The sequence below is a fragment of the Rhodococcus sp. 14-2470-1b genome, assembly GCF_002259415.1.
Classification (GTDB): Bacteria; Actinomycetota; Actinomycetes; order Mycobacteriales; family Mycobacteriaceae; genus Rhodococcoides.
This window is the reverse complement of record NZ_NPFY01000020.1, coordinates 14,912-33,872: the sequence shown is the minus strand read 5'-3', so window position 1 is coordinate 33,872 and position 18,961 is coordinate 14,912. Positions and strand designations below refer to the sequence as shown.

The window sequence follows — 18,961 nt, the reverse complement described above, 5'->3', positions numbered from 1 at the left end:
ACCCACGGGAAGAACGATCAGCGCACCCCACGAAGTTCCCCGTGGGTAGCGCGTCGGAGACGAGTGGGATCTAGCCGACCCGCTCGACGGTGTAATCCACCAGCCGACCCAGTGCGTCGTTGGCTGCACCCTGCGGGAGCTTCTTCAGCTCTGCGTGTGCTTTCGCCGCGAACTCTCCGAGAGTCTCCTTGGCCCGCACCATTCCCGGTGAGCGCCCCAACAGTTCGAGCGCCTCGTCGACCGACGCGTCGTCGGTCACGGGGCCGTCGAGCAGCACACGCAGTCGATCACCGTCCGCGCCGTCCTCGCGGAGCGCGAACAGAACAGGCAGAGTGTGCACACCTTCGCGAAGGTCGGTGCCCGGTGTCTTGCCGGATTGCTCCGTGGCCGACGAGATGTCGATGATGTCATCGGAGATCTGGAACGCAGTGCCGACAGCGTCACCGAGACGTTCCAGCGACGCGACGTGCTCGGCGTCTCCGCCGGAGAACGTACCGCCGAAGCGGCCACACGCCGCGATCAACGAACCGGTCTTCTCCCAGACGACGCGGAGGTAGTGCGCGACGGGATCCTCGTCCTTCTTCACCCCGATGGTCTCGCGCATCTGGCCGGTGACCAACTCGGCGAACGTCTCGGCGATGATGCGGACGGCCTCGGGACCGAGCGTCGACACCAACCGCGACGCGTGGGCGAACAAGTAGTCGCCGGCGAGAATGGCGATGCTGTTGCCCCAGCGCGAGTTCGCGGACTCGGCGCCGCGCCGCATCGTCGCCTCGTCCATGACGTCGTCGTGGTACAGCGTCGCGAGGTGCACCAGTTCGACGACGGTCGCTGCGGTGACGATCGACTCGTCGGTCGGGTTGGGTCCGAGCTGAGCCGTCAGCACGGTGAAGAGCGGACGAAATCTCTTACCGCCGGCCTTCGCCAGGTGCAGCGCGGCCTCGGTGAGAAAATCCTCGCCGTCGGACAATTCGGCGATCATCAGCTTCTCGACGCGTTCCAGCCCCGCGGCGACGGTGTCTGCAAGCTGCGGATCGACGAGGTCGACCCCGGCAACGACCGTAGATCCGGCCGCGTCGAAAGTGCTCACGATTGTTCGTCCTGTCCTCGTCGGGGGCGTCGTTTCGTCTCTACCGTAGTGAACCTGGCGCGGGCGAGCGCCGGAAGGTGCCACACACCACGTGAGAGGGGGCCGAAACCCCGCGGGAGCAGGCCCGTCGGCGCCACTGCTTTACTGGACGGGTGAGCGCTGTGCGAAGCACCGACGTCCTCGTCATCGGCGCGGGCCCTGCCGGGTCGTCCGCCGCGGCATGGGCGGCAAGAGCAGGCCGGGATGTCGTCCTTGCGGACGCGGCGACCTTTCCGCGTGACAAGACGTGCGGCGACGGACTGACACCGCGCGCGATCGCCGAGCTGAATCGTCTGGGACTCGGCGACTGGGTTCGGGGACGAGCGGAGAATCGCGGCCTGCGACTGTCCGGTTTCGGTCAGGAACTTCAGTTGGAATGGCCGGGCGGGTCCTTGCCTACGGTCGGAAGCGCAGTCCCGCGAACCGAACTCGACGACCGAATCCGCGTCGCGGCAGTCGATTCCGGTGCCACGATGATCGAGGGCGCGAAGGCTGTCGACGCAACCACCGACGGCGCGAGAGTCACCTCGGTGACGTTCGCGAACGGTGAGGAGATCCGCTGCGAGAAGCTGATCGTCGCCGACGGTGTTCGTTCCACACTCGGCAAGAAACTCGGCCGAACGTGGCATCGCGACACCACGTTCGGGGTCGCTGCCCGCGCGTACATCGACTCCGACAGGTCGGATGATCCGTGGATCAGTTCCCACCTGGAACTGCGTGACGCCGCGGGCACGGTACAGCCCGGCTACGGCTGGATCTTCCCGCTCGGCACCGGTCAGGTGAACATCGGCGTCGGCACATTGGCGACAGCCAAGCGCCCCGGCCCCGGAGCGTTGCGGCCACTGCTGGATCTGTACACCTCGCAGCGTCGCCAGGACTGGTCGTTGACGGGTGACCTTCGCGCAGTGGCGTCGGCTCTGCTTCCCATGGGCGGCGCGGTGTCGAACGTGGCCGGAGTGAACTGGGCAATAATCGGCGACGCCGCCGCGTGCGTGAACCCGCTCAACGGCGAAGGTATCGACTACGGCCTCGAAGGCGGCCGGTTCGTCGCCGACATGCTGAGCGAGAACGACCTCACACTGGCATGGCCGACGCTGCTGCGTGAGCACTACGGACAGGCCTTCTCCATCGCCCGACGCCTCGCCGGGCTCCTGACCGTCCCTCGCTTCCTGCCCGCGACGGGACCGATCGGTATGCGCTCGCGTGCGTTGATGACCGTCGCGGTACGCGTCATGGGAAACCTGGTGACGGAGGCAGATTCGGACCTCGTCGCCCGGGCATGGAGAGCGTCGGGCACTGCGTCACTGAAGGTCGACAGCCGGCCGCCCTTCACCTGACGATCAGCGCACGGCGCGGTGCAGTGCGACGATTCCGCCGGTGAGATTGCGCCATTGCACGCCGGACCAGCCCGACTCGGCGATGGTGGTGGCCAACTGCTCCTGCGTCGGCCAGGCGCGGATCGATTCCGCCAGGTAGACGTAGGCGTCCGGGTTCGACGAGACGGCCCGCGCGACGGCAGGAAGCATCTTCATCAGATATTCCATGTACACCGTGCGGAACGGGGTGAACGTCGGCGTCGAGAATTCACAGATCACGAGGCGCCCGCCGGGCTTGGTGACACGCGCGATTTCCCTCAGACCCGCCTGGAAGTCGGAGACGTTCCGCAGCCCGAAGGAGATGGTCGCGGCGTCGAAACTGGCATCGGCGTACGGCAGGTGCATGGCGTCGCCGGCCACCATCGGCACCGGCCGCGCAGCGCCCGCCTGCAGCATCCCCTTCGAGAAATCGGTTGCGACGCACCATGCGCCGCTACGCGCCAGTTCGACCGTGGAGACCCCGGTTCCAGCCGCGAGATCCAGGACCTTCTCCCCCGGCTTCAGGTTCAACGCAGCGCGGGTCAGCTTCCGCCAACTGCGATCCTGACCGAACGACAGAACGGTGTTGGTGATGTCGTACCGACGGGCGACGCCGTCGAACATCGAGGCGACCTCGTGCGGTTCCTTCTCGAGGGTGGCACGTGAACTTGTAGGCACACGATCGAGTTTACCGCCGCCGGGATCAGGCTGTTCTCAGCGACCGCTCGCGCTGCCACCCGAGGACGTCGCCGTAGTGGCCGAGCAACTCGTCGCAGATGGCGGGCCAGGTGCGGTGCAGCACCGACGTGCGGGCGGCCTCACCGAACCGGGCACGCATGACAGGCGAGGCCAACGCCGCCACAGCGCTCGGCAGCAACTCGCAGAATCTGTCGACGGGCAACAGGTAGCCGTTGCGGCAGTGCGCCACCAGGTCACGTGGGCCTCCGGCGTCGGGACCGATCACCGGGACGCCGCTGGCGAGTGCTTCCTGGACGGCTTGGCAGAACGTCTCGTGCTCACCGGGGTGCACGAAGACGTCGAAGCTCGCGTACGCCTGCGCCAACTCGTCGCCGCCGAGCTGGCCGGTGAAGACCGCCGTCGGCATCAGCTTCTCGAGTGCGCCCCTGTCCGGACCGTCGCCGACGATCACCACCTGCACGTCGTCGGGCAGAGCAGCGAGTCGTTCGACGTGCTTCTCCGGTGCAAGCCGCCCGACGAATCCGACGATCAGCCTGCCGTCGGGCGCCCACTGCGTACGCAGCGCCTCCCGGCGCGACGACGGCGCGAAACGGACGGCGTCGACGCCTCGGGCCCAACGGTGGACCCGCGGAACACCGTGCAGTTCGAGAGCTTCGACGGCCGAGCTCGACGGGGCCAACGTCCGTGCCGCTCCGCGGTGAACCCGACGTGTCCACCGCCATGCCGCACGGGATGTCAGACCGAGGCCGTAGCTTTCGGCAAACCCTGCGACGTCGGTCTGGTAGACCGCCACCGCGGGCACACCGAGACGGCTTGCCGCTGCGAGTCCGCCCGCACCGAGCAGGAACGGAGACGCGAGGTGAACGACATCCGGCGCGAATTCACGGATCGTCGCCGTCAGGCCCGGACCGGGCACGCCGACAGGAAGCGAGCTGATCTTGGGGACCATGACGGCCGGGACGCGATGGACCGGTACGCGATCGTGCTCGATCGAGGCTCGCGGTTTGCCCGCTGGATTGTCCGGAGCGACGACCATGGCGTCGTGGCCGGTGCGTCGGAGATGTTCGAGAACTCGAAGCACCGAATTCGTGACGCCGTTCATGTTGGGTAGGAACGATTCCGCAACGATGGCTACTCGCACGATCCTCAGTGTGGAGCCGGACTCGGACCATCCGGCAGCGCCGACGTTACGAGCGGGCGAAGTTCGCGCTAATGCTGCGCGGCGTCACGCAAGAGTCCCGGCGCGAGACGACGATGGATCCGCGAGAGCGTCGACACAGCACTGCGGACGGGTCACGTCGTGCACCGCCTGACCCACGATCCCTCATGATGCGATGAATTGCCCGATACTTTCGTCGATTGCCGCAATTCCGTCGATGGGCGGAGTATCGGGCAATACGTTGCACTCGACCGATCAGAAAGCCGACTTCTCCCGCCGCCGGAGAAGGAACAACACTCCACCCGCGACGAGCCAGGTGACGACGACGACCGATGCCGCAGGAATGATCGCAACGCCTGCGTTTCTCCCCGCCACCCTGACCAGATCGGGATCCGCCTTCGCATATTCGACATCGATGCGTTGACCCGCAACGAGATTCGTCGGATACAACACGCCCAGTTGCGGATTGTGGGTGACACCGTCCGGGGTGACGAAGCTGACCGCGGAACGCAGCTTTCCCGCCGACAGCACTTCCGCCGTCGCGCGTCCCTCGTCCGAGGTGATGGTGCGATCGTTCTGCCACGCCGCGACCACCAACAGGAACGCCAGAACGGAAATCCCGGTAGCGACGATCAGGACGGAGATCCGCGCTCGATGCGTGACTTTCGGGGTGCTCACGCCGATAAACGTTACTGTGCGCCCACCGGCTCGCCTCTTTAGGTAGCGTCTGCTGGCATGTCTCGCGACTTCGAGTTCACGATCGTCTCCGAGTACCCTCCCGCCGACGTCCACGAAGCACTGACCAGTGAAGATCAGTGGCTGGCGCGGTTCGAGAAGGCGAAGAAGACCGACGGATACGAAATGATCCGCCACGAGGACGGCGCTTTCACCGTCGACATCTCCGAGGAAGTCGGCACGTCCGAGCTGCCGGGGTTCGTCAAGAAGGTCATCAAGGGCAAGTTGCTGATCACCCGCACCGACCATTGGGGGCCACTCGACGGCGATGCAGCCGACGGCACCCTCGCGGGCGGCTCGTCGTCGCTGCCCGCGAAGGTCGAGGGCACATTGGCGCTTCGACCCGACGGTGACGGGTCGGTCCTGACGGTGCGCGGCCGCTCGACCGTCAAGATCCCTCTGATCGGCGGCAAGATCGAGTCGCTCATCAACGACATGATCAAGGACATGGTCGACCAGGAAACCCGCGAGACCGTCGAGTGGGCCGAAGCGAGAGACACCGACTGACCGAACTCCTACAGCCGAGCGCGAATGCCGGCGTGCAGTTCACGCAGGCCGGAGCGTTCGGTCGTCACTTCGAGCACCCGAATGCCGGCAGGAGTGGAGCCTGCGGAACGACCAGGAGCGGTGCCGGCGAGCGCGGCGGCCAGTTCGGTCACGTCGACGCGGGAGTGCGGAATTCGGTAGGCCGCGCAGAGGGCCGCGAGGTCCATGCCGTGCGGGGTTCCGAAGACACGCTCGAATGCACCGGCGTACTGCGGATCGCCCTGTTCGAGCAGTTCGAAGATGCCGCCTCCGTCGTCGTTGGCGACGACGATCGTCAAGTCCTCCGGCCTCGGCTCACCGGTTCCGATGAGCAGGCCCGATGCGTCGTGCAGGAAGGTCAGGTCGCCGAGCAACGCGATGGTGCGTCCGGGGCTCGTCAGGGCCGCGCCGACGGCCGTCGACACGGTGCCGTCGATACCGGCGACACCGCGGTTGGACCGCACCCGGACTCCCGGTGTCGGGTACGCCACGAGTGCGGCGTCGCGCACCGGGTTGGATGCTCCGAGCAGCAGTTGGTCACCGTCCCGCAACGAGGACATGACCGTCGCGGCGACGTGGAGGCCGGTGGGTTTCGGGTGAGCCGCCAGCTGGTCCCGCACTGCGATGTCGGCGCGCGCGGACAGTTCACCGCAACGCGCGAGCCACCCCTCGCTCGGGCTACCTGTGACCACGGCCCGTGTTCCGGTGGCCAGCACGTTGCCGGAGACATCGGGCCACCGCGGACCCGTCGTGATCGCGAATACGTCGACATCGGGATTCGCGAGCAGGGCGGAGACCGGGCGATGAAGCGTCGGTCGGCCGGTGATGATCGCCTGCTTCGGCCTCAGCTGCGCCAGCGCGAGCGGATGGAGCGGCAGCCCGTGCAGCGGCGCTGTGGGTTCGGCGACGGTCGGCAACCCCGCCAGTTCCGGCCGCAACGCCGCGCCGTGCCCGGAGACGACGACGGTGTCGATCGACAGATCGATGTCGACGGGTACGTCCAGCGTCGCCTGCTGGGTCGTCGTCCAGGCGGTCCCGTCGGCGCGGCCGGCGGGTGCGGCGGTGGCGTCGGCGAGATCGGGCACGAGGGGCTCGCGCAGTGGGATGTCGAAGTGCACGGGGCCTGCGTTTCCGGACCTGGTTCCGCGCGATGCGGCAAGGACACGGCACACGGCGCTGCGCCACTGACTGTTCTGTGCATCGGTCTCGGCGAGGCCCAGGCTGATGGTGGCGCGGACCTGGCTTCCGAAGAGCCCGAGCTGTTCGACGGTCTGGTTGGCGCCGGTTCCGAGCATTTCGTACGGGCGGTTCGCGCTGAGCACGATCAGCGGCAGGCGGGCGTAGTTGGCTTCGAGGACGGCGGGGCCGAGGTTGGCGACGGCGGTGCCGGACGTCATCACCACGGGTACCGGGGCACCGCTGCCGAGGATCAGACCGATCGCGAGGAACCCTGCGGTGCGTTCGTCGATGCGCATGTGCAAGCGAAGCCGTCCGTCAGCGTCGGCTTGCTGCAGAGCGAACGCGAGCGGCGCGTTCCGTGATCCCGGGCAGAGCACGACGTCGCGAACACCGCCGCGGACGAGTTCGTCGACGACGGCTGTGGCCTGAGCACTGGACGGGTTCACCACTTCAGATTGTCAGATTCTCGCGTCGGCGCCCTAGTCGGCCCGCCTGTGTCGTGTTTGACACGATGAAGGAGTGCGAACTGTCTTCGATCCGTCCGAGATGCCGCCGGGCGGCTTCTATTCCCTGCTCACAGCCTCAGTAGTGCCGCGTCCCATCGCCTGGGTGTCCACAGTGTCGGCCGACGGTGTGGCCAATCTCGCGCCCTACAGCTTCTTTTCGGTGTCCTCGTCGACGCCGCCGGTCGTGCAATTCACATCGGTGGGTCGCAAGGACAGCCTGCGGAACATCGAAGCCACAGGTGAGTTCGTGATCAACGTGGCCACCGAGTCGATGGTCGAGCAGATCAACGCGTCCTCGGCCGGCTACGAACACGGTGTCAGCGAACTCGAAGAGCTCGGCATCGCAAGCGAACCAAGCGAGAAGGTCGCACCTCCTCGCGTCGCCGGTTCACCCGTCGCGATCGAGGCGTCGCTGCACCGAATCGTCGAGGTCGGCAATTCCTTCGTCGTCATGGGCCGCGTCGTCGCACTCGCCGTCCGCACCGACGCCCTTGCCGACGACGGCTTGCCGTCGTTCGCCGCCGTAGCCCCGGTGAGTCGACTCGGCCGCAACGAATGGGGCCTCCCTCCCGAGGTTCGTCTGTTGGATCGACCCAGGCGTCCCGACACCACTGAGTGAGGCATAGGTCATAGAGTTCAAGCCATGCCCGATGCTCGAAAAGGTCATGCAGTGCTCCCCGAGGTCGGCGAAGTCGGTCGTCAGGCCTACGCCTCGCTCAGATCACGGCCGACGCCACGTGCCGAACGCTACGAACTCGGCAGGCAGTTGCGTGACAAAGTCTCCCGCGAGTCGATGGGCGATTGGACGCCGCCCGCAGATCGATACGATCCCATCCGCCAGATCGAGTTCTCCCACGACGGCCGGATCGACTGGCTCATTCCGGTACGTGCCGAACGGATGGTGGAGTCGCCGTACGGGTTCCTGCGCGGCACCGCGATCGTCATGGCCAGAGACGTGGCCCTGCTGCCGTCGACCGGAATCAACCCTGTGATCAGCGGCGACTCGCATCTCGGCAATTTCGGGTTCTACGCATCTCCCGAGCGTGACCTGGTGATCGATCTGAACGATTTCGACGAGGCGCACCCCGGCGGGTGGGAATGGGATCTCCGACGCCTCGTCGCGAGCATCTGGGTGGCCGGCCGGCAGAACGGACGCACCGAAGCCCAGTGCGAGGAGGCCGTCGCCGCATGCGTGCGGGCGTATCGCGTCGAGGTGTCACGCTTGGCCGACGAGCCCCTGATGTCGCGGTCGTTCCAACGGCTCACCGCGGAGAAATTGCAGGCCGACGCCACCGAGGGTTCGCTGCGCAAGGAGATCAAGCGAGCCACGAAGAAGGCTCGTCGGCGCACCAGCGACCGCGTTCTTCCGAGGTTCACCGAGGAACACGAAGGCACCCGCAGGCTGGTCGAGGAGCCCCCGATCACCACCCGCATCTCGGCCCGCGACGAGGATCTCCTGGCCGAGGGGCTGGACGAGTACCTGACGACGCTCTCCCCGCACTGGCGTCGGGTGCTCGGTGGGTACACGCTCATCGACGTCGCGCATCGAGTCGTCGGCGTCGGAAGCGTCGGACTGCGGGCGTACGTGGCACTGCTCGAGGGATCGAGCCCGGACGACGTGGTGTTCCTGCAACTCAAGCAGGCGCGGCGTTCGGTGTTGGCGCCGTACGTGCACGGCAAGGATGCGTGGCACGCGCATCAGGGGCAGCGCGTGGTCGAGTACCAGCAGGATCTGCAGACGGTGAGCGATCCGCTGCTGGGGTGGACCACCATCGACGGCAGGCAGTACTACGTGCGGCAGTTCCGGAACATGAAGGGCACGATCGATCTGGGTTCGATCGATGCTCCTGCCCTCGTCGACTACGCGGGAGTGGTCGGTCGACTACTGGCCAAGGGGCATGCGCGTACCAGTGGCGCCTCGATGATCGCCGGTTACGTGGGCAAGTCCGACACGCTCGATATCGCGCTGTGCAGGTTCGCCCGGCTGTACGCCGATCAGACCGAGGCCGATCACGCGTTGCTCGTCGACGCCGTTCGCCGGGGCCGCTTCGCGCTGTGAGTGAAAATGTAGGCCCTTGTTCACTGGCAGCGGAGCCTACTGGGAGCGGAGCCTACTGGGAGCGGAGCCTGCGGAGTGACCCGCCGGTTCCGCTCCACTCACGTAGGGGTCAGGCGGCGTACTTGGTGACCAGTGCGCCCAGACGCGGGAGTGCCTCGGCGACGTTCTTCTGCGCGGAACCGCGCAGGCTGCCGTAGAACTTCTTCACGACGCTCTTGTCGGTGTCCTCGATGCGCGAGTCCGTCACCGACAGCAGCGCGTTCGACACCTGGTCCGAGTTCGCGACGAGGTAATCGGAGAACGTCCCGGCGGGCGCGGCGTTGTAGGACTGCCAGAACGGCTCGAGCTGATCGACGAAATCGGGCCACAGCGTTTCGACGGCCTTTTCGATGTACGACGGTCCGACCTTCTTGACAGCTCCGTAGCCGCCCTTGACCGCCAGGCCACTGGCGCCCTTCTTGTCCGACACCTCGGCGTCGATCAGCGCCAGGACGTCGGGCAGCAGAACATCGCGCTTCGACTCGTCGAGCAACGATTCCCTGAGTGCAGCAACCACTTCGAATTCCTCCCGGAGGTTCAGTTTCTTCCTTCGAACCGGGGAAGACTACCGCAGGCCGGTGTATGTTCGCCGAACTCGCTCGTGCCACCACTGCACCCGCTCGGGTGCGGCGGCGAGAGCCGTCAATCTCTCCGGATCGGGTTCGACGGGTACGGCTGCGATGGTTCCGTCCACGATGCCGTGACCGTCCGCGACATCGCCGGTGAACAGGCTTCCGGTCCCGAGGCCGCACGCGAACTCCAGCCTGGGGATCGCGGCCGCAGCGGCGAGACCCGATGCCATCCCCACCGCGGAGTCGAGTGCACTCGACACCACCACGGGCACTCCGTACTCCTCGAGTTCACCGGCGAGTTCGAGTAGGGCCCGCATGCCGCCGAGCGGAGCGACCTTGACGACGGCGACGTCCGCTCCGCCTGCGCGGACCACACGGAGCGGGTCCTCGGCGCGCCGGATGCTCTCGTCGGCCGCGACACGCACTCCGGGGAGAAGACGTCGCAGTTCGACGAGCTCGTCGACCGTCGCGCAGGGTTGTTCCACGTACTCGAGGTCGCCGTCCTCCAGCAACGCCGAGATGGCGTTCACCGCCTGTGGGACGGTCCATCCGCCGTTGGCGTCGACCCGGACGTGTGGGACGAGCGCCCGGACGGCTCGAACCCGCGCGACGTCGTCGGCGACGCTCGTCTCGAAGCTGCCCTGTCCTTTCTCGGCGACCTTGACCTTGGCGGTGTCGACGCCGGGGTATCGGGCCAGGATGGCGGGCACCTCGTCGGGGGTGACGGCGGGGACTGTTCCGTTGACACGGACACGTTCGCGATACGGCTGGGGTGGCCCCTCCCACGCTGCTTCGACGGCCGAGCGCAGCCAGTTCGACGATTCGGCGTCGTCGTACTCGACGAAGGGTCCGAACTCGCCCCAGCCGGCAGGTCCGCGGAACAGCATCACCTCGCGGGTGGTGATGCCGCGGAACTTCGTTCGCATCGGGAGAGACAGGACGTGCGAGGACACGAGAAGTTCGTCGAGAGGCGGTGTCACTGCTGTCCCTCGAGGAGCTGAACCATCAGGGCGTCGGAGTCCGCGAGGACGTTTCCGTCGAGATCACGCAGGACGGCACTGATGAACGTCTTTCGACCCTCCACTCGGTCGACACTGCCCTCGACCACCAGTTCGGTGTCGAGTGGGGTGATCTTGCGGTAGTTGATGTGCAGGTACGCGGTTCGGCTGATCGGACGTCCGTACGCGTGCTGGATCAGCCCGAACATGTCGTCGAACAGCAACGGCAGTGTTCCTCCGTGTGCGGCACCGTTCCCACCCAGGTGATAGCGACGGAACACGCCTCGGCTGCGCACACCTTCCGCGTCGAACTTCTCGATGCGCCACGGCAGCATCAGCAGTGATCCGCGGCCCGGAAGATCGATGGCCCGCCCGGCAGGAGATTCGCCTTCGGGAACTCGGAACGGTGCCAGCTCGGCGTTCATCGCTTCGACCTGCTCGGCGAGCTTCTCGGTCAGTTCCTGGGTGGGAGCGGTACTGACGGCGAGGTCCTGCAGTGTCCGCAGCGCTTCGACGAGGCGCCCCCACTCGGGGCCGACGTTCGCGGGGGTGAACTTCGGGAATCCGCCGTGGTGGGAGTACTCGTCCTTGCGCGCGTCGTCACTCATCTGTGCACCGTATCGTGCGGTCCGAAGCCCTGGCTCTATCGTGACCCAGGTGACCTTCACTCCTTCGCTCTGGCAGCCGGTTCCCGGGTTCGACGACCTCACCGACATCACCTATCACCGCCACGTCACCGACGACACCGTGCGGATCGCGTTCGACCGTCCCGAGGTCCGAAACGCGTTCCGGCCGCACACGGTCGACGAGCTGTACCGCACGCTGGAACACGCGCGGGTCAGCTCGGACGTCGGCACGGTGCTCCTCACCGGCAACGGACCGAGCTCGAAGGACGGCGGCTGGGCGTTCTGCTCGGGCGGAGATCAACGCATTCGTGGACGCAGCGGCTACCAGTACGCGGAGGGAGACACCGCGGACACGGTCGACAAGGCGCGGGCCGGGCGGTTGCACATCCTCGAGGTCCAGCGGCTGATCCGGTTCATGCCCAAGGTCGTCATCTGTCTGGTCAACGGATGGGCCGCGGGCGGCGGGCACAGCCTGCACGTCGTCTGCGACCTGACCCTCGCGAGCCGCGAGCACGCACGATTCAAGCAGACCGACGCGGACGTCGGCAGTTTCGACGGCGGTTACGGCAGTGCGTACCTCGCGAAGATGGTGGGACAGAAGTTCGCTCGCGAGATATTCTTCCTCGGCGACACGTACACAGCCGAGGAGATGCATCGAATGGGCGCAGTCAACCGCGTCGTCGATCACGACGAGCTCGAGAACGTGGCCATCGAGTGGGCCGCGAAGATCAACGCCAAGTCGCCGCAGGCTCAGCGGATGTTGAAATACGCGTTCAATCTTCAGGACGACGGATTGGTCGGCCAGCAACTCTTCGCCGGTGAGGCGACGCGTCTGGCGTACATGACCGACGAGGCCGTCGAGGGCCGCGATTCGTTCCTGCAGAAGCGGGACCCCGACTGGTCGCCGTTCCCCCGGTACTTCTGAAGGTTCATGTCCGTTTCCCGAGATCCCCTCACGCATCGACGCCGCGCACCGGACAGTGCGTGGTCGTCGGTGACGTCGTGGTTCCTGCAGAAGCACGACTACGAATGGATGCGCGAGTTCCAGAACTCACGCCCGTCGGGAAAGATCGTTCGGATCATCGTCGCCCTGTCGATGATCAACATCAGTGCGATGTCGTTCACGTCGCTGTTCGCGATCGGCGGTCCGACGGGCACCGCGGCGACTGCGCTGACGTTGACGCTGTGCACTGTCAACCTGATCATCGCTGCACTGTGGGTGCTTCGGCCGTTTCCTGGGCGCCTCGGCGTGGTGTCGTTCGCGATCTACTCCGACCTGGGCGTCGCCGCTGCACTGTCGGTGTTGGATCTACGCAACGCGCTCCTCGGCTGTGTCCTCTACGCCGTCATCGGCGCATTCGTCACGTTCTTCCTCAGCCCCCGCTGGGTGGTGGCGCACCTGATCTTCGCCTCCGGAATCGCCATCGGCTTCGCAGTGGCGATCTACGTGCGCGGCGACATGGACACGATCACCTTGCTCGTCCAGACCGACGTGGTGCTGCTCGGCATCATGAGTGTTCCCGTCACCTCGCACATCTTCCTGACGACACTGTCCGCCGACGCGCGCAGTTCCGCACTCGATCCGCTGACCGGCCTGCTCAACCGCCGGGGTCTCGACGCCGCACTCGAGGACCTGTGGCCGAGGGGACGCCGCGAAGGTCAGTGTGCTGCGGTGATCGTCGTCGACATCGACAACTTCAAGTCGGTCAACGACATCCACGGCCACGACGAGGGTGACGCGGTGATCTGCCGCGTCGCCGAGCGCCTCACCACACACGTGTCGCGGTACGGAGTGCTGGGACGGACGGGCGGTGAAGAGTATCTGGCTGCCGTGGTGACGTCGAGACTGCACATCGACGCGCTCATCCACGGAATCCGACGTGCCCTGCACGGTGAGGGCGATTCGGTCCCGGTCACCGTCAGCGTCGGCGCCGCGATTCTGTACGCCGAGTCCCACCTGTGGACGACGGGCTCCGACACGGTGAACACTGCGTCGAGAGTGGCCGACTCGATGATGTACGAGGCCAAGGCGTCCGGAGGCAACCGAGTGGTCACCACGCTCATCTGAGCCTGCCCAGATCGACACCGGGCCCTGATTGAAACCTGACGAACCGGCAATACGACGATCATGACGACCGACCGCCAGACACCCTCTCCCGAACACCGACGACCGGACGGACTGTCCGACGACACGGTCGCTGCCGTCGGCAAGGTTTCCGAGGCACTCGAGACTATCGAGCGCGCCCGCGGCCACCTGTACTCGTTCCACCAGCTGATGGGACACGCGGACCTGCAGCTCGGCGAGGCAGTCGACGCGCTGCGAGAGGCCGGGAACGCGTCGGCAGCCGACCGCTTGTCGGAGGAGATGATCGGTCGCAACGCGATCGACGGGAGGTGGTCGTTCCAGATCGTCGAGGAGTTCGACGATCTCTACTGGTCGGCGTTTCGGCAGCACGAGAAGCAGACGAGGGACGAACTGCAGGAAGGCAAGCGACACGTCTTCGAAGCGGAAATGAAGGAGTCGCGGCGCACACACGACAAACGGGGCCACGAAGCAACACCCTGATGGCCGCATGCTGCAGGCAGGCTGTGGTATCGGTGAGGCTGTGGTATCGATGGGGCTGTGGTATCGATGGGGCTGTGGTATCGATGAGTCGTGGAGATACTCAGCGGCCGAACGATCCTGCGTCCAGTCGACTACGAGAAAACTCTCGCGTTCTACCGAGACGGCCTTGGGCTCGCAGTGCATCGCGAGTACGGAGCGGGTACGGTGTTCTTCGCCGGGCAGTCGCTGATCGAGGTCGCGGCTCACGGTAGTTCCGGTTCCGCGCAGATGTTCGACGGGGCACTGTGGTTACAGGTCCGCGACATCGAGGCTGCCGCCGACGAGCTGCGCGGTCGCGGCGTCCCGATCGAGCGCGACGCGAAGCAGGAGTCGTGGGGTTTGATCGAACTGTGGCTGCGTGATCCGGACGGAGTGCCGATCGTTCTGGTGGAGATACCCGCGGACCATCCCCTTCGGCGGGACACGCGCGGCTGACGCCCGGGAGAGCGCGAGTTCTCAGGAACGCGTCGCGGCGACGACTCTGCGCACTGCTGCGGCGGATTGGGGGCGTGACCACAGAAACCCTTGCGCCAGCGTGCACCCCAGCTCCAGGGCGACGTCCGCCTGCGCCTTGGTCTCGACCCCTTCGATGATCATGGTCAGGCCGAGATCGAGGGCGACGGTGGACAACGCACGCAGCAGCGCCCGTCCTCGTTCGGTGTCGATGTACTTCGTCAGGTGACCGTCGATCTTGATTCCGTCGGGCTCGAACGTGACGAGGCGTTCCAGAGAAGACCAGCCGGAGCCGAAATCGTCGAGGAGAACCTTGAAACCGAGCGCGTGAACGTCGTCGATGTGTCTGCGGATGAGCGGCCCGTCGCTGACGGACGACGTCTCGGTCAATTCCAGTGAGAGAGAACTCGGGGCGACGGAGGACATCGCCACTGCACTCTGCAGCTGGGCGACGGCGTCGGGATGCGCGAGGTGGCGACCGGAAAGGTTGACGCTCAGCCTCAGGTCCGGCCGGGTTTCGTGCCATGCTTCCGCTTCCTTGACGGCAAGGCGCAGCACTTCGAGGTCGATGTCGATGATCAGTTCGCTCGACTCGGCGAACGGCACGAAGTCCGCAGGCGAGACGAGACCCTTCCTCGGGTGATGCCAGCGCGCGAGCGCCTCGAACCCGATGATCTCCTCGGTCCGCAGGTCCACGACCGACTGGAACCACGGCACGATCTGGCCTGCGTAGAGCGCACCCGCCAGGTCGTGATCGTTGTCGAGTTTCGCGGCCGTGGAGCCGACTCGGCGGTGCAGGTCGAGTTGTTCTTCCAGGACGGACCCGTACTGCTCCAGCTCCTGCAGCTGACCGTCGCTCAGCTCACGGGGCATCCTGTCGAGCAGACACAGGGTCCCGATGACCAATCCCTCGCGACCCCGAAGCGGAACCGACGCGTACGACGCGACCCCGTTCTGATCGAGAATGTTGCGTTGCCGCACCGTGGCGTCGACGCGATTCCGGGTGAACACGGCGGCCTTCTCGCTGCGGACGACATCGTCGCAGAGGGTGTCCGAACGTTCGACCGCCGACACGGGAGGCCCGCCGATGTTGACCAGCGTGTACTGAGTCGTTTCGTCGAGGACGTTGAGCTGGGCGATGGCAAAACCGACACTGCGCGCGGCAAGCTCCACCGTGGAACGCAACGCCGGTGTCGTCGCTTCCAGGTCGAGGTACCGGCGGGCGGAGTCGCTCTGCCGACGGGCTTGCGGCCTGCGGGCAGCCGAGGACGGATCGTGCTCCATCGTCGTCTCCTGTCCCACAGTTCCGGCCTCCGCTGTTCCGGCCGCACGTCAGCTTAGCGCCGGAATCCGGTCATGCCGCCCGAACCATGCCGATCACACCGACGGAATTCGGGTGTGGAGCAGTCTGCGCCGCACCACGGCGGCGGCAAGACGCATTCCGTCCGGTGTCGGAGCTGGATCGTCGCCGTAGACGAGTACGCCGAGCGCCGCCAGATCCTGGAGCACGTCGTCTCCGAGGGGGAGGTCTCGATCGGCAGCGTCGGGGCCTCCGACGTGCGACCACCCTTCGGCATCCAACAGCTCGGTCACCAGAGGAGTCGGGTCGTCCGAGCAACTGCCGCGCGCGACATCGGCCAGGACGACCTCGGCCGCGATCGATTCCGGGTGATATTCGGCGCCGACGAGCCGTTCGACGAGCGTCGACCACAACCGATCGGCGCTCATCTCCTTGGCTCGTGCCGTCGGCAGCAAGCGGCCGTGACGTTTGCGGACCAGACCCAACCGGAGCAGGAGCCGTCGGACACGGAGCACGGGTTCGGTGCCTCGTTCGTCGCCGACGGGAAACGGCCATTCTCGTGGCGTCCACAGCGTGCCGAGGGCGTGTTCGACAACTGGCGCGGGGAGATACCCCTTGTCGGTCAACGTGATTCCGTCGCCGACGATGGCGAGCATGCCTTCGAGTCGCCGGACGCAACCGTATGCGGGTGAGATCGCGTCGTGCAGCGCGGTGTTCAGGTCGCGGTAGAGCTCCACGCGCGGGGGGCTGTACCGAGTCCACAGCTCGATCCGATGGTCGAGCAGTTGCTCGAGCAGTACACCTCCTGCGCGCTCGGATCGAAGTATCGAGTCGGTGATGCGCCGACGTTTCGCGGCGACAGCAGATTCCCGCAGCGGCCGACCGTCGATACCGGAGGATTGGAATTCGCCTGCGACGGAAGCAACTTCCAGGGTCTCACCGATCAGGTCGACCATGGCGCGTTCGGCACCCTCGGGATTGTCCTGCCAGGTGACGAGGTCACTGTCCTCGGGCGCGACGCCCGAGGCGTTCACGGCGCGGTCGAAGCGTTCCTGACGACTGGCCTCGTCGGTCGTCGTCAACAGTTCGCGTGTTCGGTCGCTCCGCGCGATGTCCGCGTACCGGGCGTGCCCCAGCCGGTCCAGAAGTTCCGCGAGTGCTTCCGCGACGTCCCATGCGCGATCCGGCTCCCCCACCGACTCGCCGAGGTAGGACCACAGAAATGTCTGCACCGAAATCTGCGTGGGCCCGCTGGGAGGCGAGACGGCGCGCAGCCCTTCCCATCCCAGCGCCGCATCCGCTGCCGACGCAGGGTCGACCGAGTCCAGATACGACAGGGCTGCGGCCACGGCGTCGTCGATCTGCATGCCGTCCACTGTCCCACAATCGCGCGGTCCGACCCGACCACGGAGCCGAGTGACGCACGCCTCTCGCGAATCGGGCAATTAGTGCAAAAAAGTGAACGGAAGATGAACGCCAGACGTCGTCGAAGAACCCAAGAAGAACACTGTGGGCAAAATTATCCGAACGGGCACTCGGTGCCCCACACTTTCAAGACGTGAGCGCAGAATTCCTCGTACTTCTCGTGGTGGTCGTGACGGCACTGGCCTTCGACTTCACCAATGGTTTCCACGACACCGCCAACGCCATGGCGACGTCCATCGCGACCGGGGCACTCGCGCCCAAGGTTGCCGTGACCCTGTCCGCCGTTCTGAACCTCGTCGGAGCCTTCTTGTCCGTCGAGGTGGCTGCCACCGTCGCCAAGGGCATCGTCAACCTCGGCGACACCGGCGGGCAGTCCCTCCTGACCATCATCTTCGCCGGCCTCGTCGGCGGCATCCTGTGGAACCTCGCAACGTGGCTGCTCGGAATCCCGTCGAGTAGTTCGCACGCTCTCTTCGGCGGCCTCATCGGCGCCACCATTGCAGGCCTCGGCACCTCCGGTGTCGTCTGGGACGGCGTGTGGAGCAAGATCGTCATTCCGGCACTGCTTGCTCCTGTGGTCGCAGGCTTGGTGGCGACAGTCGGAACCTGGGGTATCTACCGCATCACCAACGCCGTTCCCGAGAAGTCCAAGGAACGTGGTTTCCGGTGGGGCCAAATCGGTTCCGCCTCGCTCGTCTCACTCGCTCACGGCACCAACGATGCGCAGAAGACGATGGGTGTGATCTTCCTGGCGCTCGTTGCCTATGGCACCGTGACCCCCGATACGGAGATGCCGCGGTGGGTCAAGGTCAGCTGCGCTCTGGCGATCGCGCTCGGAACCTACCTCGGCGGCTGGCGCGTCATCCGTACGCTCGGCAAGGGACTCGTCGAAATCGCGTCTCCGCAGGGAATGGCCGCGGAGTCGTCCTCGGCAGCCATCATCCTGACCTCCAGCCACCTCGGCCTCCCCTTGTCGACGACGCAGGTCGCCACCGGATCGATTCTCGGCTCCGGCCTCGGCAAGCCGGGTGCAGCCGTACGCTGGGGAGTCGCCGGACGAATGGCCGTCGCCTGGGTGATCACCCTCCCCTCGGCCGGAATCGTCGGAGCGATCTGCTGGTTCCTGGCCGACGTCATCGGCGGTCTGCCCGGCATCCTGGTCGTCTTCGCGATCCTCGTCGCCGCGTCCGCGCTCATGTACATCCGCTCGCGTCGCCAGCCGATCGACCCTGACAACGTCAACGACGAGTGGGACGGCGGCCTCATCCCGGCCGACGAAAAGTCCCCCACCACGGTCTGAGAGAGACAACACCATGGAAACCCTCATGCACACGCTCGATTCTCTGTGGCAGGTCGTGCTGGTCGGACTACTGCTCGGAGCAGGACTTCCCGCCATCTTCGCGTTCGGTCTCAGGGCGCTGTCGGTCGGTGAGGCACGCGATGACGGCAGCACCGTCGCCACCGCGCGGCCGGCGGTCGCCACCGCTGCTGCCGCACTCTGCTTCGTCGTCGTCGTGGTCGCGATCATCGCAGGAATTCTCTTCATCATGAAGGCGTTCCTCGACAGCACTTTCGGCATCTCGGTCTTCTGAATCGG

Annotated in this window: 19 protein-coding genes and 1 pseudogene; 10 read left to right on the top strand and 10 right to left on the bottom strand. The window is 66.1% G+C overall.

Features of this window, described 5'->3' with window-relative positions:
- Positions 1-70: 70 nt before the first annotated feature.
- On the bottom strand, positions 71-1,090 hold the full coding sequence (locus CH293_RS16225; RefSeq protein WP_037105585.1) for a polyprenyl synthetase family protein: 1,020 nt from the start codon (positions 1,088-1,090) through the stop codon (positions 71-73).
- A gap of 110 nt (positions 1,091-1,200) precedes the next feature.
- Between CH293_RS16225 and CH293_RS16220 the strand changes: the two are divergent.
- Positions 1,201-2,466: pseudogene (locus CH293_RS16220) on the top strand (geranylgeranyl reductase family protein); the annotation flags it as partial.
- A 3-nt stretch (positions 2,467-2,469) separates the two neighbouring features.
- Here the strand turns inward: CH293_RS16220 and CH293_RS16215 are convergent.
- The 3 genes from CH293_RS16215 to CH293_RS16205 all read right to left on the bottom strand — a co-directional run bounded on the left by CH293_RS16215 (position 2,470) and on the right by CH293_RS16205 (position 5,020).
- Entirely contained in the window at positions 2,470-3,108 is a 639-nt protein-coding gene (locus tag CH293_RS16215; RefSeq protein ID WP_230595925.1) for a demethylmenaquinone methyltransferase, read from the bottom strand.
- Positions 3,109-3,187: 79 nt separating this feature from the next.
- Entirely contained in the window at positions 3,188-4,324 is a 1,137-nt protein-coding gene (locus tag CH293_RS16210) for a glycosyltransferase family 1 protein (protein WP_176460033.1), read from the bottom strand.
- A gap of 273 nt (positions 4,325-4,597) precedes the next feature.
- Positions 4,598-5,020 carry a DUF3592 domain-containing protein gene (locus CH293_RS16205; protein WP_094720807.1) on the bottom strand — a complete coding sequence of 141 codons (423 nt, stop codon included), beginning with the start codon at positions 5,018-5,020 and terminating at the stop codon, positions 4,598-4,600.
- Between the two features lie 57 nt (positions 5,021-5,077).
- On the opposite strand from CH293_RS16205, the gene CH293_RS16200 reads away from it, so the two are divergent.
- Positions 5,078-5,584 carry a DUF2505 domain-containing protein gene (locus CH293_RS16200; RefSeq protein WP_037105574.1) on the top strand — a complete coding sequence of 169 codons (507 nt, stop codon included), beginning with the start codon at positions 5,078-5,080 and terminating at the stop codon, positions 5,582-5,584.
- 8 nt (positions 5,585-5,592) lie between these two features.
- Here the strand turns inward: CH293_RS16200 and menD are convergent, their stop codons facing one another.
- Complete coding sequence (gene menD / locus CH293_RS16195) at positions 5,593-7,227, bottom strand: 2-succinyl-5-enolpyruvyl-6-hydroxy-3-cyclohexene-1-carboxylic-acid synthase (RefSeq protein WP_094720815.1); 1,635 nt, start codon at positions 7,225-7,227, stop codon at positions 5,593-5,595.
- 73 nt (positions 7,228-7,300) lie between these two features.
- Here menD and CH293_RS16190 point away from each other — a divergent pair, with 73 nt between their 5' ends.
- Both CH293_RS16190 and CH293_RS16185 read left to right on the top strand, forming a co-directional pair.
- The gene (locus tag CH293_RS16190) at positions 7,301-7,906 is read left to right on the top strand and encodes a flavin reductase family protein (protein WP_037105571.1); all 606 of its coding nucleotides are present in this window, start codon (positions 7,301-7,303) and stop codon (positions 7,904-7,906) included.
- 24 nt (positions 7,907-7,930) lie between these two features.
- Entirely contained in the window at positions 7,931-9,346 is a 1,416-nt protein-coding gene (locus CH293_RS16185) for a DUF2252 domain-containing protein (RefSeq protein ID WP_052059139.1), read from the top strand.
- A 109-nt stretch (positions 9,347-9,455) separates the two neighbouring features.
- On the opposite strand, the gene CH293_RS16180 is transcribed toward CH293_RS16185, so the two are convergent.
- The 3 genes from CH293_RS16180 to CH293_RS16170 are packed head-to-tail and all read right to left on the bottom strand — an operon-like array spanning position 9,456 to position 11,563.
- A complete protein-coding gene (locus CH293_RS16180) occupies positions 9,456-9,902 on the bottom strand; it encodes a hypothetical protein (RefSeq protein ID WP_037105567.1) in 447 nt (148 codons plus the stop codon).
- Between the two features lie 48 nt (positions 9,903-9,950).
- Positions 9,951-10,937 carry an o-succinylbenzoate synthase gene (locus CH293_RS16175; protein WP_094720806.1) on the bottom strand — a complete coding sequence of 329 codons (987 nt, stop codon included), beginning with the start codon at positions 10,935-10,937 and terminating at the stop codon, positions 9,951-9,953.
- Positions 10,934-11,563, bottom strand: a complete 630-nt coding sequence (locus CH293_RS16170) for a PaaI family thioesterase (RefSeq protein WP_094720805.1) — start codon at positions 11,561-11,563, stop codon at positions 10,934-10,936. Before CH293_RS16170 ends, CH293_RS16175 begins: the two co-directional genes overlap by 4 nt.
- Before the next feature lie 49 nt (positions 11,564-11,612).
- Here CH293_RS16170 and CH293_RS16165 point away from each other — a divergent pair, with 49 nt between their 5' ends.
- The 4 genes from CH293_RS16165 (at position 11,613) to CH293_RS16150 (ending at position 14,621) form a co-directional block, all read left to right on the top strand.
- Positions 11,613-12,506: a 1,4-dihydroxy-2-naphthoyl-CoA synthase gene (locus CH293_RS16165; RefSeq protein WP_037106305.1), complete on the top strand. Its 894-nt coding sequence runs from the start codon at positions 11,613-11,615 to the stop codon at positions 12,504-12,506.
- 6 nt (positions 12,507-12,512) lie between these two features.
- Positions 12,513-13,649: a GGDEF domain-containing protein gene (locus CH293_RS16160; protein ID WP_255122884.1), complete on the top strand. Its 1,137-nt coding sequence runs from the start codon at positions 12,513-12,515 to the stop codon at positions 13,647-13,649.
- 60 nt (positions 13,650-13,709) lie between these two features.
- Positions 13,710-14,147: a hypothetical protein gene (locus CH293_RS16155; RefSeq protein ID WP_037105557.1), complete on the top strand. Its 438-nt coding sequence runs from the start codon at positions 13,710-13,712 to the stop codon at positions 14,145-14,147.
- Between the two features lie 90 nt (positions 14,148-14,237).
- A complete protein-coding gene (locus tag CH293_RS16150) occupies positions 14,238-14,621 on the top strand; it encodes a VOC family protein (protein ID WP_094720803.1) in 384 nt (127 codons plus the stop codon).
- Between the two features lie 21 nt (positions 14,622-14,642).
- Here CH293_RS16150 and CH293_RS16145 read toward each other — a convergent pair whose 3' ends face one another.
- Complete coding sequence (locus CH293_RS16145) at positions 14,643-15,923, bottom strand: EAL domain-containing protein (protein ID WP_037105552.1); 1,281 nt, start codon at positions 15,921-15,923, stop codon at positions 14,643-14,645.
- A gap of 93 nt (positions 15,924-16,016) precedes the next feature.
- Positions 16,017-17,306 carry a hypothetical protein gene (locus tag CH293_RS16140; protein ID WP_241483626.1) on the bottom strand — a complete coding sequence of 430 codons (1,290 nt, stop codon included), beginning with the start codon at positions 17,304-17,306 and terminating at the stop codon, positions 16,017-16,019.
- A gap of 191 nt (positions 17,307-17,497) precedes the next feature.
- On the opposite strand from CH293_RS16140, the gene CH293_RS16135 reads away from it, so the two are divergent.
- Both CH293_RS16135 and CH293_RS16130 read left to right on the top strand, forming a co-directional pair.
- On the top strand, positions 17,498-18,664 hold the full coding sequence (locus CH293_RS16135) for an inorganic phosphate transporter (RefSeq protein ID WP_094720802.1): 1,167 nt from the start codon (positions 17,498-17,500) through the stop codon (positions 18,662-18,664).
- Positions 18,665-18,677: 13 nt separating this feature from the next.
- Positions 18,678-18,956 (top strand): hypothetical protein, encoded by a 279-nt coding sequence (locus CH293_RS16130; protein ID WP_037105547.1) that lies wholly within the window; start codon positions 18,678-18,680, stop codon positions 18,954-18,956.
- The last annotated feature ends 5 nt before the right edge of the window (positions 18,957-18,961 follow it).